The organism is Paenibacillus alkaliterrae, assembly GCF_021532375.1.
In the GTDB taxonomy this organism is placed as follows: domain Bacteria; phylum Bacillota; class Bacilli; order Paenibacillales; family Paenibacillaceae; genus Pristimantibacillus; species Pristimantibacillus alkaliterrae.
The window spans coordinates 1-15,044 of record NZ_JAKGAP010000069.1 but is presented as its reverse complement, the minus strand read 5'-3'; the positions used below and the strand labels follow the sequence as shown (position 1 = coordinate 15,044).

Genomic DNA, 15,044 nt, shown 5'->3' with positions numbered 1-15,044 from the left:
CTTTTTGGAGTATATCACTTTTGAATATAAAATCGGCATGATTTAGTATTTCCCTGGCGGCTCGGATTTTCTATACTGAGAATAGTTAAAACAAGAAGGAGTGTTCATATAATGGTAAAGGTAACGGTATGGAATGAAAATCGTCATGAGCAAAAAAACCCGCTCGTAGGTGAAATATATCCAAATGGCATTCATGGCGCGATTGCAGGATTTTTAACGGAAGCAGGATTTGAAGCCGGGACGGCTACTTTGGATGAGCCAGAACACGGTTTAACAGATGACGTATTAAACAATTCGGATGTATTAATTTGGTGGGGACACCTTGCGCATGGAGAAGTAAAGGATGAAGTTGTCCAAAAAGTAAAGCAGCGTGTGCTTGACGGAATGGGTTTGATTGTCCTTCACTCGGGTCATTTTTCAAAAATCTTTAAAACATTAATGGGTACATCCTGCGATTTGAAATGGCGTGAAGCTGACGAAAAAGAACGTCTTTGGGTTGTGGCGCCAAGCCATCCGATCGCGGAAGGAATTGGGGAATATATCGAACTTGAAAAAGAAGAAATGTACGGCGAGCATTTTGATATCCCTGCACCGGACGAGCTTATTTTTACAAGCTGGTTTGAAGGCGGAGAAGTGTTCCGCAGCGGATGCACCTTTATACGCGGAAACGGCAAAGTGTTTTATTTCAGACCGGGCCATGAAACCTATCCAACGTATTATAACAAAGACATTCAACGCGTCATTGTGAACGCCGTGAAATGGGCACAGCCTGTAGACCGCAAACGTCCAGTCTATGGGAATGCACAGCCATTAGAAAAAATAACGGTAAAAGTAAACGAATAAACAGCTCAAAGATGAGGGCGATTAATCGGGAGGAGAGCACGAATAATGAGAAAGTTCCGGATCGGTTTGATTGGTTTGGGAGGGATGGCCGGGGAGCATATCCGCTGGATGAAAGCGGAGGACCGCTTCGAAATCGTTGCCGTGAGCGATGTATCTGAGGAAGCGCTGGCTAAAGTCGGGGAACAGCTCGGTATCGCTCCCGATAAGCGGTATTCCGATTTTGCCCGCTTGATTGAAGACCCGGACGTCGAGGCGGTAATTTCCGTCACGCCGAACAACGTCCATGCGGATATTGTCCATGCGTGCCTGCATTCGCGGAAGCCGTTTATGGCAGAAAAACCGTTCACCCGCGAGTTCGAGGAAGCGATACCGCTGCTGGAATTGTATGAACGGCAGCCGGTTCCGGCGATGATCGCCTTTACCTACCGCTACACGCCAGCTTTCCGTTACGCGCGGGAGCTCGTACGCGAAGGGAAAATCGGCACCGTACGCAGCTTCTCGATTCAGTACTTACAGGGATGGGGCGCGTTGCCAAACAATGTTCCCTATCTGTGGCGGTTCAATAAAGAGATTACCGGTACGGGGACCCTTGGCGATCTGGGCTCGCATATGATCGATATGGCGCGCTTCCTCTTTGGTGAATTCGAAGAGCTGTCGGCACAGCTGCATACGATTATCCCCGAACGCCACGATCCCGCGAGCGGGAAAATGGTCAAAATCGAGGTCGACGACTTTGCGAGTTTCCAGGCCCGGATGACGGGCGATGTTATGGGCGTCTTCCAGACGACGCGCAATGCCATCGGATCGGGCAATCAGCATGAAGTGTCCATCTACGGAGATTCCGGTACGATTCATGCTTCTACGCTGAATCCGGATCAGCTGATTTGGATCCGCGAAGAAGCGCCTGGACAGCTCGCGAAGACCGTGATCGATGTGCCTAAGCATTGTAAAGTAACGCAATACACCGATTTCACGGCATTGCTTGAGGGGAACGTCCCGGATGGCATTCCCGGTTTTATGGACGGCTACCGCAACCAAGAGATATTGGATGCCATTGTCAGGGCAAGCGAAACGAAGGCGTCAGTAAGGCTATAATAGTAGATTACCCGGGAATAGTCGTTCCCGGTATCAAACTTAAATCAGTCCTGTGCATATGATATTTAAAGAAAAAGGCCTCGAATCTCTATGTGAATAGAGAATCAAGGCCTCATTCATAGCAGCCCATTTAAAGTTTAACAACGTTCTCAGCTTGTGGTCCGCGATTGCCTTGAGTAACCGTGAACTCAACTTGTTGGCCTTCATCAAGCGTTTTGAAGCCGTCTACTTGAATTGCGGAGAAATGAACGAATACATCCTCTTCACCTTCTCTTTCGATAAAACCGAAACCTTTTTCTGCATTAAACCATTTAACTGTACCTTTTTCCATTCTGTGCAGGCTCCTTTTAGCTCCTAAATTTAAATATGCAATTATTTAACCTGAAGACTTTTGCGTTTTCCGCTGCGATATAAAGTTGATAATAGGTATTATGGTTAAAATCCACATGGGCTATCCTTAAATCCAAGACATCAACAACGCCAAATTATGGTTGTTAATGCTTTGTGGATACTCCAACGGATTATGGATACATTAGTAGAGAAATAAAATGAAATGATAATATTGGGTCGGGGAGAATGAAATGAGTCGACTGGCTGACATTATTGAAAACCATCAAAACTTAGATCAATTATTTGCCATCATCAAACATCACGGGGTTAACGCAGAGTATATTTCCATTGCTCTCATCCAACAGTTTGAGCAAGCATCGGAAAATGGCGATGGGGGCACGGAAGACAAGGACACGGAAGATAATAAAGACTATTCCCAAGAATTAATAGATGATTTAAAGCAATTTTGTGCCAGATTCTGATCAGAGGAAAAATATGGAGTCAGTATTTAAACCTTGATATACCAAATACTTGATATTATCAAGGTTTCTTTCTGCGGTGTTTCTAAGCTTATAACTCTTCATGTTTCTTTTGGCAGCAAGATGTATGAGATCGCCGCAAAAGTCGTATATCATGTTGATTGCAGCTTTCGATACTCGTTGGGTGTCATGTTCTCCCATTTTTTGAAGACGCGGCTGAAATACTTTTCATCCTGATAGCCTACCATTTGGGCTATTTGCGCTATTTTGAGATGAGGGCTTAAGAGCAGCATTTTCGCTTTTTCAACCCGGTTGCGGTTGACGAAATCGACAATCGTTTCTTGAAACTCATGTTTGAATTTTCTGGAAATGTATTCCCGGTTTAAGTGAAACTTCGCGGATATATCATGCAAAGTGATGTCCTCTTTATAGTTCATTTCAATATAACGGGCGATTTCACGCATCGGATTGCTCTTGTTGGTTTGCAGGGAAACTAAAATTTGAGATAACTCGATCAAATGACTCGTCAACTGCTCTTGCAGAGCGGATAAGGATAGCTTGCCCTCTTCGTCTAAAGGGACGACAAAATGGTTGTTTTCCACAGGTATCCGAGGCACGGCGTCATATTCATGGAAAAATTCCTCCACCCAGCTTGTCTTCGCCGCATTTAATTGTTCCCACCACATCTTCAATTGCTCCATCGTAATATGATCCATAGCGGAAACGAGATGAAACCATGCGCTAATGGTGCTTCGAATGAGATCCGGATTACCGCTTCTGATTGCCAGACGAATCCTTTCTTCAACTTTGCCGAAACGCAGCGTTCCTATTGGCTTCGGTGTCGAGGGATGATATTCGTGTATATGGGAAGCGGGATCGAGAAGATTGCGCCGGATCAGAGCTTCTTGGGCTTGCAAATATGCTTTATGAATTTCGGTTGGAAAAGCGGATGCCAGGCTGATGCCGAACTCGACCGGGCCTTTTAAATAGCGGTCTATCCCATGTAAAACCTTCCGGAGCCATTTCAGAGCCTGGTCCGGCGCATCCCAGATCAACAGCACGATTTCAAAAGGATTGTTCCAATGGCGAAAAGCGGTTCCTTGCTTAGCCGGCTGCAGAAAATCATTGCAAATATTAAGCAGTGAAAAGAAAAGCAAATCCGAGTCCGCAGCGTATTTGTCGCGAATCGTCGGATGAAGCGTCTTCAAATCGAGTATGGCAAGCCGGCAGGAGCGGATGCCCGCCAGCTCGGGAAATTCGCGAAGATAAGACTCTCCCGGTACGGGGGCGAGGCCGGAAGCCGAATCCATGAGCAACCGGGATAATAATTTATCCCGGTACATCGGCTTAAGCTCATTGACCTCCATATTTTTAGTTTGAAGCTGAAGCCTCTCCCGCTTGGTCTCGTTCCAGCTTGCCGCCGCTTTTCCGACCGCTTGCTGCAATTGGTTCCGGTCGATCGGCTTCAGCAAATAATCGATACCCCCGTATTTCACGGTATGACGCACAAATTCGAAGTCATTGTAACCGCTAATGACGATCTTCTTGCAATCTGCAGCGTTTGTTTCCATCCATTCCATCAATTCGATCCCCGTCGTCTTTGGCATCATAATATCTGTAATGACGAGCTGGGGCTGTTGTTCAAGGATGATTTTTTCCGCATCTGAGCCATTCTCCGCTTCAAATATCTCTTCATAACCAAGAGCCTCCCAATCGATCAGCTTGTGAATGGATTTGCGGACATGTCTCTCATCATCGACGATTAGCGCCTTCATCTTATGATCTCCTCCTGCTCCAAGATAGGTATCGTTATTGTGATCTTCAATCCATGCGGATGGTTTTTCTCCAGGATAAGGACGGCTTGTTCTCCGTAATAAAGGCGCAGGCGGAACATCACATTAATCAGTCCGATTCGATCTCCGCCAGGCTCGTGATTCTGATAGGATAATTCATTCTGGATGATCGAAAGTCTGTCTTCCGTAATGCCGGATCCGTTATCCTCGATGATGATTTGCAGCATTTCGTTATGCAATTGCGTACTGATCTTGAGTAAGCCGGTTTGAGGCGATTGGTGAAAGCCGTGCTTAAAATAGTTTTCGACAAGCGGTTGGACAATCATTTTCGGAATGGGAACCGATCCTGCTCGTTCGTCTAAAGCATATTCAATCTTCAGTTTCTCTTCAAAGCGCTTCTGCTGCAGCAATAAATAATGATTGACGTATTCCAGCTCTTGCGATAAAGGGACAATCGTTTCTTTCATGTTCATGCTGTAATGCATCATTTGGCCAAGTGAAGAGACGAGCCCGTAGACTTCGGGAGCATCATGATCGAGCGCGGAAGCGCCGATGGATTGCAAAGCATTGTTGATGAAATGCGGATTGATTTGCGCTTGCAGCGCTTTTAGCTGAATCGTCTTGTTGGCGAGCTTTAGCTTGTACTCCTGCAGGATCAGCTCGTTGATCGTATTCATCATCGTGCGAAACCGTTTGGCAAGCAGGCCGAATTCATCGTTTCGGGAGATGTCGATCGGCTCCTCCAGCTGTCCGGTTTGTATTTTATTGATGCTGCGGATCAGCTTCTTGATCGGATAGGTGAATCGGATAGAGACCGCTAAGACGGCCGCGGTTGCAACGGATAGGAAAAGGACAGCGATTGCCGCATTGATCATTGTCAATTTACGGGCAGGCTCGTATAAATAATGACCGGGAATTCGCTTGACGACCGTCCATTCCAAATAGTCCAACTTGATTTTATCGAACAAAATAAGGCCGTCGTAGCCGGATTCGCTTGTTTCCAAACTGCCTGCAGATTCGGTGCCGCCGAGAATAGTTCGGACCCACGTTTGCTGTGGTTTTTGCCCGATTTCCGATTCATCCGAAGCATAAATGACGGTGCCGTCGCTGGCCAAAATATAAATATCCTCGTTATTCGCATCGTACAATTGCGCACTCAGTTCCCGCAAAGCCTCCACTCGCACATCAATGGACAGAAGGCCGATACGCTCCGTTGTCGGCACGCGAAACAAAGGGCGGTAAATCGAAAAGACCAGCTCTTGCCGCTTAGGCGGGAACAGGTTAATGCCGTAATCGCCGCTCCAATGTGTCGGCAACGTTTTGGCGGCATAAGGGACGATATCCTTATCCATTCGCAGGGGGGCGATCTGCCCGCCCTTGAAGTCGCCCTGATACATTAAGTAAGCGTCCTGCCCTTTATCTAAATAAAGGAAAACCTGATAGATATGTCCGGATGCCTGAGAAACGAGCTGCAGCGCCGTGTACACGTAAGAGCGTTCCTTGTTGTCTGTAACGCCGTTCGACAGAATGCCTTCCAGGGTAATATTGGAATAAAGAATTAGGGAAGCGTTGTTGATGACCTCAAGGTAATTAGAGATGTTCGTTTTTCCCTCGGAAATAAGCCGCGTATTTTCTGCAATCGTTCGGTCCTTCACGGATTCTTTGGTGTAAAAATAGGTGACGATAATCGATGCGACAATGGGGATTACGATAGAAATCAGCATTAAGAATATTAATTTGTAGCGTACACTGGTTTGCATCAATCGCATGCTCGTTGTCCCGCCCCCTCTTGTCAACGCTTTCATTCTAGCATCACTCAGTCAAAATCGTCCACCAATCTTCTCAAATTTCTGAGTGGGAATTGTTGAATGCCGTCGATAAAATAAGGATGTATCATAAACATCTTGGATAGGGGGGAACCTGTTATGAGAAGGTGGTCGACATCGCAGCTTATGCAGCAGACGGTCTTTGTAGGACCTGCACTGTTTGCTTATGCTATTGTTATGGTGCTGCCGTTCTTGCTCGGTCTTTATTATTCGTTTACCAATTGGAACGGCGTATCCAGCCAGATTGATTGGTTAGGGCTTAAAAATTACGTGACGATCTTGACAGATGACCCGGATTTTGGATCATCGTTATGGTTTACGGCCCGGTTTACGTTTACCGTTGTCCTAATTAGCAACCTGCTTGGTTTCTTGATCGCTTATTTATTATCGAAACCGATGAAATCCCGCAATATGCTGCGTACGATTTTCTTTATGCCGAATGTGCTCGGCGGTCTTTTATTAGGATTTATATGGCGGTTTATTTTTACAGAAGGCTTCGCGGCAATTGGTGAATCAACCCATATTGGATTTTTTGAATTGCCATGGCTAAGCACGGAGGCGTCGGCGTTCTGGGGGATTGTTCTTGTCAGCGTATGGCAAGGGGCCGGTTACCTTATGGTCATCTATATTGCCGGCTTGACGAACGTTCCGAGCGACATGTTGGAAGCTGCGGCGATTGACGGTGCTTCAGGCTTCCAGATTTTGAGGAATATCGTATTGCCACTCATTATGCCGGCCGTGACCATCTGCTTGTTTCTAAGCATCTCATGGACCTTCAAGTCGTTCGATCTTAACTTCTCCTTAACGCAGGGCGGACCTTTCAAATCAACCGAATCAGTTGCGATGAATATATACTACGAAGCGTTCAAGAACAACCGTTACGGACTCGGAACGGCTAAAGCCGTTATTTTCTTCATCGTTGTAACCGTTATCACTATGATCCAAGTATCGATTACGAAGAAGAGGGAGGTGGAGATGTAATGAATACGAAACCGTACGGCTTGAAATTGTTCTCCTTTGAAATCATGATGTTGCTTGCAGCCCTGATATTTCTCACGCCGTTTTATTTTGTCATTGCCAATTCGTTCAAAGGCTTCTCGGAGCTGCTTATGAATACGTCCAGCTTGCCCAAGAGCCTGAATTGGGAAAACTATGCACGCGCTTGGGAAGTATTAAGCTTTCCCCGGGCGCTGCGAAATTCGTTTCTGATTACGGTTTTCAGCGACATTTGCATGGTCATAATATCGTCGATGGCCGCCTATAGGCTGCTGCGCCATCCGAGCAAAGGGAACCGATTCTTGTTTGCTATGTTTATCGCGGCCATGGTCGTCCCGTTTCAAACGATCATGATTCCGCTCGTCAAAGTCGGCAATTGGCTTAATCTCCTAAACAGCATGCCGGGTATTGTGTTTTTTTATACGGGACTCGGCGCTTCCTTCACGATCTTCCTGTACCACGGGTTTATGAAATCGATCCCTCTTGAAATCGAGGAAGCAGCGCTTATTGATGGCTGCAACCCTTACGGCATTTTCTGGCGGATTGTGTTTCCGCTCTTAAAGCCGATGACCGTTACCGTCATTGTGCTTCAAAGCTTGTGGATGTGGAACGACTTCCTGCTTCCGCTGCTTGTCCTGCAGAAGCCGGAACTGCAGACCATTCAAGTGGCTATGAATTCGTTGTTCGGCCAATATATGCAGCAATGGGATTTGGCGCTTGCGGCGCTGGTCATGGGAATTATGCCGATTCTCGTCTTTTTCCTCGCTTTGCAGCGGTATATTATTCAGGGTATTACGGCGGGCGCCGTAAAGGGGTAATTGCGAGGGTGAGCAATTTTGTCCACCTAAACAGTCAATGCCATGAGTGTAGGTCATTCAGAAAGTGTCCTACTATTGCATTGTAGCGCTACGAAAATTGAAGGGGGAGCAGGACGCCATGAAAAAATGGATTACGGTCTTAAGCGTTGTATTGCTTTCGTGTGCTTTGTTAGCCGGCTGTGCAGGCGGCGGAAAGGAGGAGCCGGAGAACGTTGCCAATGGGAATGAAGCGCCGCCCGGGGAAGTGACGATCACCATTATGAATTTCAAGGTTGAAATTGCCGAACAATTCAACAAGCTTAAGGAAGAGTATGAACAAACGCATCCAGGGGTCAAGCTTCAAATTGATACGCTTCTTGGCGGAGACAACTACAACACGCAGCTGAAGGCACGATTCGCTTCCGGCAATATGCCCGATATTTTTAACAACGAAGGCTACAAGCAGCTGGACGCCTGGGTCGAATATTTGGAGGACCTATCCGATCAGCCTTGGGTCAAAAACGAAATCGAAATCGCCAAAGAGCCCATGACCAGAGACGGCAAAGTATACGGTATGCCGGTCGGAATTGAAGGTCTCGGATTTTTGTACAACAAGGACATGTTCGAGAAGGCTGGCATTACCGAGCTGCCGAGGACGATTTCGCAATTGGAGGACGCTGTTGTGAAGCTCGAGGCGGCAGGAATACAGCCATTTGTTAACTCGTTCGACAACTGGTTCGGGCTTGGATTCCACAATGTGAACAATCCGTTTGCGAAGCAATCCGATCCTAACGCTTTCATTAACGGTTTAAATGACGGCACAGCCCGGATCACCGATAATGCGGTCTTTAAGGATTGGGTCAAGTTGTTTGACCTGAATATCAAATACGGAAACAAAAACAGCTTAACGACGGATTACAACAATGCATCCACGATGTTCGCCACCGGCCAAGGCGCCATTTATCAAAGCGGCAACTGGCTGCAGCCTGTGCTGGATAAGCTCGCTCCGGATATGAAGGTAGGATTGCTGCCGATGCCGATCAGCGAAGATGCCGCGATGAACGATAAATTGTTCGTCGGTCCGGCTAACAACTGGGTCATTTACAATAAATCTCCGGTCAAGAAGGAGGCGAAGGAGTTTCTGAACTGGCTCGTCACCTCTGAAGCCGGCCAGAAATATTTGACCAAGGAGTTCAAATTTATACCGGCGTTCTCTAACATCGAGGTCAATCCGGACGACATCGGGACGCTTGGCGCGGAAGTTATGAAATACATCGAGCAAGACAAGGCGCTCGGGTGGCACTGGTCGAAGTTCCCGGACGGGGCCGCGCAAGAGTTTGGGGCTTCCATGCAGAAATATATTGCCAAAAAAGTTACTGGCGATGAATTGCTCAGCGAGTTCCAAGCTGCTTGGGAAAAAATGAATACGCGTTAATTAAACCATCAACCATTATACAGGAGGCAAACTTTCATGAGCTTACAATTCGGACTTCAGCTTTATTCCGTCAGAGACGAACTGAAAAAGGATTACTGGGGAACGCTTGAAAAATTGGCTGCTATCGGTTACAAAAATCTTGAAATAGCGAACCACAATGCCGAAGAGGGCTTGGAGCCGGACGCCACTGAGCTTAGAAAACGACTGGACGCTTTGGGTATGAAGGTCGTGTCCACCCATATCGACCCGATTGACCGTTACGAGGACATTATCGCTTATAATAAGGAGCTCGGAAGTTCGGCTGTTGCTCTCGGAATCGCATTTTTCAAGAACAAGCAGGAGGTTCTTGATATGTGCAAGCAATTCAACCGGCATGGCGAAGTCTACAAGAAAGCCGGCATAGATTTCTACTACCATAATCACTTTCAGGAATTCCAGAAGTTCGACGGACAATACATCATGGACATCATCCTGGAGAACACGGATAAGGATCTTGTCAAAGTTGAGCTCGACACGTACTGGACCGTAAGAGGCGGAGTCGATCCAATCGCTTACCTGCATAAGCTTGGCGACCGTTGCGATTTGGTTCATCAGAAGGATCTGACGGCAGCCGCGCAGCCGGTCAATCTTCTGGAGGTGGTCGGCGAAGACGCAGACATTACGTTTGAACGATTTATCGGTGTGCTGCAGGAGGACCACTTTTCCGAAGTCGGCGAAGGAACGTTGGATATTGCAGGCATTATAAACGCGGTGAAGGAAATTGGCGCGGCGAAATACATTTTCGTCGAGCAGGATATGACGGCGCGAAACCAGCTGGAGAGCGTTGAGATCAGCTATCGGAATATTTCCAAGCTCTTTGCAAACTAGACCAGGAGGAATGATCATGAGAAAAGTAAAGGTTGGCATTATCGGCTGCGGCGTGATAAGTCCCATTTATTTCGAAGCGGGCCGAAAGTTCGATATTCTCGACATTGTCGCATGCTCCGATTTGGATATGGAGAAGGCGAGAGCCAGGGCGGCAGAATACGGCATCCCTAAAGCTTGCGAGGTCGATGAGCTGTTGGCTGATCCAGAGATTGAAGTCGTTATAAATTTAACCATTCCGAGCGCGCATGCGGAGCTCCATATCCGGGCTCTTGAAGCAGGAAAGCATACGTACGGCGAAAAACCGCTTGCCATTAGCCTCGAAGACGGACAAAGGATTCTCGCATTGGCCAAAGAGAAAAATCTGCTTATCGGTTCGGCGCCGGACACCTTCCTCGGTGGAGGCATTCAAACCTGCCGCAAATTGATCGATGAAGGCTGGATCGGCAAGCCGGTTGCGGCAACCGCATTTATGATGGGTTCAGGGCCGGAAAGCTGGCATCCGAATCCGGGCTTTCTGTATCAAGTCGGGGCGGGTCCGATGTTTGACATGGGGCCTTACTATTTGACGGCGCTCATTAATCTGATCGCTCCGGTTCGGCGGGTTTCCGGTTCGGCTCAAATGACGTTCCCGGAGAGGACCATCACGAATGAGTTGGATTACGGCAAAAAAATTCCGGTGGAGGTTCCGACTCATATTGCCGGAACGATCGACTTCGCTAACGGCGCGGTAGGCACGATTATCACGAGCGTTGACGTGCAGGGCTCCAAGCTTCCGCATATGGAGATTTACGGCTCTGCCGGCACTTTGATTGTCCCTGACCCGAACACGTTCGGCGGACCTGTCTATATCAAACGGCATAACCAAACCGATTTTATGGAAATGCCGTTAACGCACGGATTCACGGAGAACAGCCGCGGACTGGGCGTTGTGGATATGGCTTACGCGATTAGGGATGGAAGAGAACACCGTGCAAACGGCGATATGGCCCTTCATGTGCTTGAATTGATGCACGGCTTCCATTTGTCCTCCGAACGGGGCATGCACTACGAGCTCAAGAGCGATTGCAAACGACCGGCCGCGCTTCCTGCAGACCTGCCGAGAAATGGGCTGAAAGGTTGATAAGACAGGATGATTACAAAAGGAAAAGCAAGTCTGCTCGTGCTGATTGGCGCGGCTTCTTACGGCGTCCTGTCGACGATTGTAAAGCTGGGTTACCAGGATGGTTTTACGGCGGCTGAGATTACCGGCAGTCAAGCGGCCGCCGGCTGCTTGATTATGTGGCTGCTGCGGCTATTCATCAGCGATAAAGCGGAGATCAATTGGGCCATGCGCTTGAAGCTGCTAGGCAGCGGTACATTTACCGGATTAACCGGAGTCGTCTACTATTACAGCCTGCAGATGCTGGATGCGTCACTTGCCATTCTACTCTTGTTTCAATTTATTTGGATGGGGATGGCGGTAGATTGGGTGTTTTATAAACGGCGTCCTGGCGCTACGCAGTGGCTCTCCGTTGCGATAATCTTGTCCGGAACGCTGCTTGCTTCAGGCATGGCGGAGCATTCACCGGTATCCGTGCGGCTAGCAGGCATCGCGCTGGGTTTGCTGGCGGCGGTCTGCTGCACGGCGTTCATTTATTTCAGCGGCCATGTGGCCGTGAATCTTCCAGCGGTGCAGCGCAGCTCATGGATGTTGACGGGAGCCGCAGTGACGGTAATGCTTATCTATCCGCCGCAGTTTCTATGGAATGGCAGCCTCGGCAGCGGATTATGGCTATGGGCGCTTCTGCTAAGCGTATTAGGAAATATCGTTCCGCCGTATTTACTCGCGATCGGCGCTCCGCGAATCGGCACCGGCGCCGCCGCTATGCTCTGTGCCGTCGAGCTGCCTGTCGTGATCGTTTGTTCGGGATTATTTCTTCACGAAAGCACGTCCTGGCTTCAATGGTTAGGAATCTTCATTATAATGGCCGGCGTTTCGGTATCCAAGATTATTAATCTGATGCTCAAGAAAGCATCGCATACGAAAGAACATGCCGCTTGAACGAGACAGCCTCTCACGAGTTCACTTGAACTTGTAAGAGGCTTTTTCATTCCGCAGGCGCATCTTGCTGCGATTTGTTATTTCCCTTCATCCCGCCGAAAATACTTCTTGACGATATCGAAGGCAAGCTTAGGTCTGCGGTAACGGTCTACGATCCCTTTGCTGTTTTGCGTACCTGCGCGAGACAGCAGCCAGCCGTTGCCTTCCGACACACGGCAATCGCAAAACTGCCAAATGAACATGCCGGAGATGAACGGCCGTTTCGTATAAGCGTCCAGATTGCTCCCGATAATATCGGCATGGCGCTCCTCGGTCCCCTTCATACGGTTCGGATCACGAAGCCCGTAATGGCCGTCTCCGCCAAACTCGCTCATAATCATCGGCTTTCCCTGACCGCCGAGCTCATCGGCCCATTTTCTCGCCTGATCGCTTAGCTCGCCCGGATCCTCATCGCCATACCACAGCGGGTATAGGTTAAACGATACAATATCGGCCAGATCGAAGCAAAGCTCCTTCTCGCGATGATGGCTGGCGAATGTAAGCGGCCTTGAGCCGTCCAAGCTGCGGATTTGCTCCAACTGCTTCTTATACATGACGCGGCCCTCCGGCGTATTGCTCGCGCACTCGTTTAGAATCGCCCATATCATAATGCTAGGGTGATTAAAATGACTCTCGACCATCTCGCGGTTACAGTCCTCGCACTGCCGCTCGAAGTTCGGGTTTTGCATCTGCTCCAAGCTGAATCCGCGCGCGTGATTTTCCTCCCATACGAGAATGCCGCGTTCGTCGCATAGATCCAAAAAACGCTCGTCATTCGGATAATGGCTCGTCCGGACCGCATTCGCGCCTGCCTCAACCATCAGCTCGATATCATGAACCATCAGCTGGTACGGAAACGATGCGCCGACGATGGGATGATCCTCATGCCGGTTAAATCCCTTCAGCACAACGTCTTCCCCGTTAATTTGAATCCGAAGCGATGATTCCCGTGAATACCGCCTTGTTTTCCCGTTACATGCATAATTAGAGCGTGTCTGAGACCAATTAGCAGGAGTTTTTCCGGTTCATGCTGCCGGCGGGCTCCCAACAATAAGACGCTGGGGCTGTGATAATCGCGAATAGTCATCTCTTCCCGGAAAGCAAAACCGCACTCATCCACCAAATCGAGCCAGTAGCGTCGTCCAAGTCATGATTGACAGTTCCTTAGTGGTCATTTTAAAATCAGTTTAACACGACTAATCCTCATTTTATAGGGAAAAAACCATCGTAATTTGGTCAAAATCAATTTGAGTGGAGTGCAAGCAGGACAATGGACAGTACGGATTACACCATCTACCATATTCATTTTGTATATGATAAACCCCCTCTTCCGGGATGGGAGGATATTCGGCATAAATTGAACGTGCATAGTTTATATTGGATCTATGGAGGCCAAGGGACATTCACGACGGAGGAAGGCTCCTACGAGGTGCATAAAGGAATGATGGTATACCTGAAGCCGGAGCTCAAATTAAGGATGAAGTCTGATTTCGCACAACCCCTTCACGTCATGATGCTTCTACTCGACGTCGCGAGGATATCTTTCATGGATAACGGCACGAATCATCAAACGGAGATGGTTGAAATTTTAGAACTGCCGTTTATCCAAATGTTTTCCCAGGAGCAAGAAAAGCAAATTAATGAAAGAATCCGATACATTGCCCTAAATTGGACACAAGATCAATCGGTTCATCGAATTGAAATCCAATACGAATTAGCATCCCTTATCGCAAGGATGTCGGGCTTCATTCAAAAAACGGACAACTTCCAAGAGGCCTATACCGGTGTTCGGAAATGGATAGATATACACTATAGCGAGGAATTGAAAATCGTAGAGCTTGCCGACCGGTTCGGTATCTCTCCCTCGCATCTTCGCAGTTGGTTTCTAAAGGAACTGGGTATTCCGCCCAAGGAGTACTTGAACCGAGTTCGTAATGAACATGCGAAGAAGTACTTGACGCTCACTGTCGAGCCGATGAGATCCATTGCTGAAGCTTGCGGATTTTCCGATGAGCATCATTTCGGTAAAATGTTTCGCAAATGGAACCGGATTTCCCCGGCAAAATATAGAAGTAACTTTAACTATATCGGTCAGAAGTCCCCTTCCTCCTTAGGTGGGGGATGAATGATCACGGCGAATTCATGAAGAAACATAATAGGAGATATTAGCAAATATTGGAACTTTTGAATGCGGTCACGGAATGTGGCATTCTGCTGATAACAGCAGGCTATATCAAAATAATATCTAACCCTCTTTCATAAAGAGCCTCTTGTGAAGTAAGATATTGCTCAGAAGCATTTTCGGAGGGATACTGATGAGCAACGAAAGATATCAAGGGAGCTTTTTTGAGTATTTTAGTGATTTAAAGGATACGCGGCATGAAGGGAAAGTGTATCATCGACTAACGGATATGTACGACAAGTTCTGCTATAAGCGCCTAACAGCGTGAAATGCAGGAGATTAAAACATTAATCTTAACTTTACAACCGAGGATGGGAATGA

General features: G+C 47.9%; 13 protein-coding genes and 1 pseudogene. 10 read left to right on the top strand and 4 right to left on the bottom strand.

Annotated features, from left to right (window positions below; genetic code table 11):
• Nucleotides 1–111: 111 nt before the first annotated feature.
• Together L1N85_RS22020 and L1N85_RS22015 are read left to right on the top strand one after the other, a co-directional pair.
• Complete coding sequence (locus L1N85_RS22020; protein WP_235241218.1) at nt 112–843, top strand: ThuA domain-containing protein; 732 nt, start codon at nt 112–114, stop codon at nt 841–843.
• Nucleotides 844–888: 45 nt separating this feature from the next.
• Nucleotides 889–1,938 (top strand): Gfo/Idh/MocA family protein, encoded by a 1,050-nt coding sequence (locus tag L1N85_RS22015; protein ID WP_235241217.1) that lies wholly within the window; start codon nt 889–891, stop codon nt 1,936–1,938.
• Nucleotides 1,939–2,068: 130 nt separating this feature from the next.
• Here the strand turns inward: L1N85_RS22015 and L1N85_RS22010 are convergent, their stop codons facing one another.
• Nucleotides 2,069–2,269, bottom strand: a complete 201-nt coding sequence (locus tag L1N85_RS22010; RefSeq protein ID WP_235241216.1) for a cold-shock protein — start codon at nt 2,267–2,269, stop codon at nt 2,069–2,071.
• 250 nt (nt 2,270–2,519) lie between these two features.
• Here L1N85_RS22010 and L1N85_RS22005 point away from each other — a divergent pair, with 250 nt between their 5' ends.
• A complete protein-coding gene (locus tag L1N85_RS22005) occupies nt 2,520–2,750 on the top strand; it encodes a hypothetical protein (protein ID WP_235241215.1) in 231 nt (76 codons plus the stop codon).
• Between the two features lie 149 nt (nt 2,751–2,899).
• Here L1N85_RS22005 and L1N85_RS22000 read toward each other — a convergent pair whose 3' ends face one another.
• Nucleotides 2,900–4,522 (bottom strand): response regulator, encoded by a 1,623-nt coding sequence (locus tag L1N85_RS22000; RefSeq protein WP_235241214.1) that lies wholly within the window; start codon nt 4,520–4,522, stop codon nt 2,900–2,902.
• Nucleotides 4,519–6,309 carry a sensor histidine kinase gene (locus tag L1N85_RS21995; RefSeq protein ID WP_235241213.1) on the bottom strand — a complete coding sequence of 597 codons (1,791 nt, stop codon included), beginning with the start codon at nt 6,307–6,309 and terminating at the stop codon, nt 4,519–4,521. The genes L1N85_RS22000 and L1N85_RS21995 overlap by 4 nt, the downstream gene beginning before the upstream one ends.
• Before the next feature lie 156 nt (nt 6,310–6,465).
• Here L1N85_RS21995 and L1N85_RS21990 point away from each other — a divergent pair, with 156 nt between their 5' ends.
• From L1N85_RS21990 to L1N85_RS21965, 6 genes are all read left to right on the top strand, one after another.
• A complete protein-coding gene (locus L1N85_RS21990) occupies nt 6,466–7,347 on the top strand; it encodes a carbohydrate ABC transporter permease (RefSeq protein WP_235241212.1) in 882 nt (293 codons plus the stop codon).
• Nucleotides 7,347–8,180: a carbohydrate ABC transporter permease gene (locus tag L1N85_RS21985; RefSeq protein ID WP_235241211.1), complete on the top strand. Its 834-nt coding sequence runs from the start codon at nt 7,347–7,349 to the stop codon at nt 8,178–8,180. Before L1N85_RS21990 ends, L1N85_RS21985 begins: the two co-directional genes overlap by 1 nt.
• 118 nt (nt 8,181–8,298) lie before the next feature.
• The gene (locus L1N85_RS21980) at nt 8,299–9,594 is read left to right on the top strand and encodes an ABC transporter substrate-binding protein (RefSeq protein ID WP_235241210.1); all 1,296 of its coding nucleotides are present in this window, start codon (nt 8,299–8,301) and stop codon (nt 9,592–9,594) included.
• Between the two features lie 36 nt (nt 9,595–9,630).
• Nucleotides 9,631–10,461, top strand: coding sequence for a sugar phosphate isomerase/epimerase family protein (locus L1N85_RS21975; protein ID WP_235241209.1), 831 nt, complete (start codon nt 9,631–9,633; stop codon nt 10,459–10,461).
• Between the two features lie 16 nt (nt 10,462–10,477).
• The gene (locus L1N85_RS21970) at nt 10,478–11,581 is read left to right on the top strand and encodes a Gfo/Idh/MocA family protein (protein WP_235241208.1); all 1,104 of its coding nucleotides are present in this window, start codon (nt 10,478–10,480) and stop codon (nt 11,579–11,581) included.
• A gap of 9 nt (nt 11,582–11,590) precedes the next feature.
• A complete protein-coding gene (locus L1N85_RS21965) occupies nt 11,591–12,502 on the top strand; it encodes an EamA family transporter (protein WP_235241207.1) in 912 nt (303 codons plus the stop codon).
• 77 nt (nt 12,503–12,579) lie between these two features.
• Here the strand turns inward: L1N85_RS21965 and L1N85_RS21960 are convergent.
• Nucleotides 12,580–13,476: pseudogene (locus L1N85_RS21960) on the bottom strand (glycoside hydrolase family 2 TIM barrel-domain containing protein); the annotation flags it as partial.
• Between the two features lie 335 nt (nt 13,477–13,811).
• On the opposite strand from L1N85_RS21960, the gene L1N85_RS21955 reads away from it, so the two are divergent.
• Nucleotides 13,812–14,666 carry a helix-turn-helix transcriptional regulator gene (locus tag L1N85_RS21955; RefSeq protein ID WP_235241206.1) on the top strand — a complete coding sequence of 285 codons (855 nt, stop codon included), beginning with the start codon at nt 13,812–13,814 and terminating at the stop codon, nt 14,664–14,666.
• Nucleotides 14,667–15,044: the final 378 nt, after the last annotated feature.

Excerpts from the sequence above, each read along its gene's own strand:
- L1N85_RS22020 (WP_235241218.1), top strand. The coding sequence starts at position 112 with ATGGTAAAGGTAACGGTATGGAATGAAAATCGTCATGAGCAAAAAAAC.
- L1N85_RS22015 (WP_235241217.1), top strand. The coding sequence starts at position 889 with ATGAGAAAGTTCCGGATCGGTTTGATTGGTTTGGGAGGGATGGCCGGG.
- L1N85_RS22010 (WP_235241216.1), bottom strand. The coding sequence starts at position 2,269 with ATGGAAAAAGGTACAGTTAAATGGTTTAATGCAGAAAAAGGTTTCGGT.
- L1N85_RS22005 (WP_235241215.1), top strand. The coding sequence starts at position 2,520 with ATGAGTCGACTGGCTGACATTATTGAAAACCATCAAAACTTAGATCAA.
- L1N85_RS22000 (WP_235241214.1), bottom strand. The coding sequence starts at position 4,522 with ATGAAGGCGCTAATCGTCGATGATGAGAGACATGTCCGCAAATCCATT.
- L1N85_RS21995 (WP_235241213.1), bottom strand. The coding sequence starts at position 6,309 with ATGCGATTGATGCAAACCAGTGTACGCTACAAATTAATATTCTTAATG.
- L1N85_RS21990 (WP_235241212.1), top strand. The coding sequence starts at position 6,466 with ATGAGAAGGTGGTCGACATCGCAGCTTATGCAGCAGACGGTCTTTGTA.
- L1N85_RS21985 (WP_235241211.1), top strand. The coding sequence starts at position 7,347 with ATGAATACGAAACCGTACGGCTTGAAATTGTTCTCCTTTGAAATCATG.
- L1N85_RS21980 (WP_235241210.1), top strand. The coding sequence starts at position 8,299 with ATGAAAAAATGGATTACGGTCTTAAGCGTTGTATTGCTTTCGTGTGCT.
- L1N85_RS21975 (WP_235241209.1), top strand. The coding sequence starts at position 9,631 with ATGAGCTTACAATTCGGACTTCAGCTTTATTCCGTCAGAGACGAACTG.
- L1N85_RS21970 (WP_235241208.1), top strand. The coding sequence starts at position 10,478 with ATGAGAAAAGTAAAGGTTGGCATTATCGGCTGCGGCGTGATAAGTCCC.
- L1N85_RS21965 (WP_235241207.1), top strand. The coding sequence starts at position 11,591 with ATGATTACAAAAGGAAAAGCAAGTCTGCTCGTGCTGATTGGCGCGGCT.
- L1N85_RS21955 (WP_235241206.1), top strand. The coding sequence starts at position 13,812 with ATGGACAGTACGGATTACACCATCTACCATATTCATTTTGTATATGAT.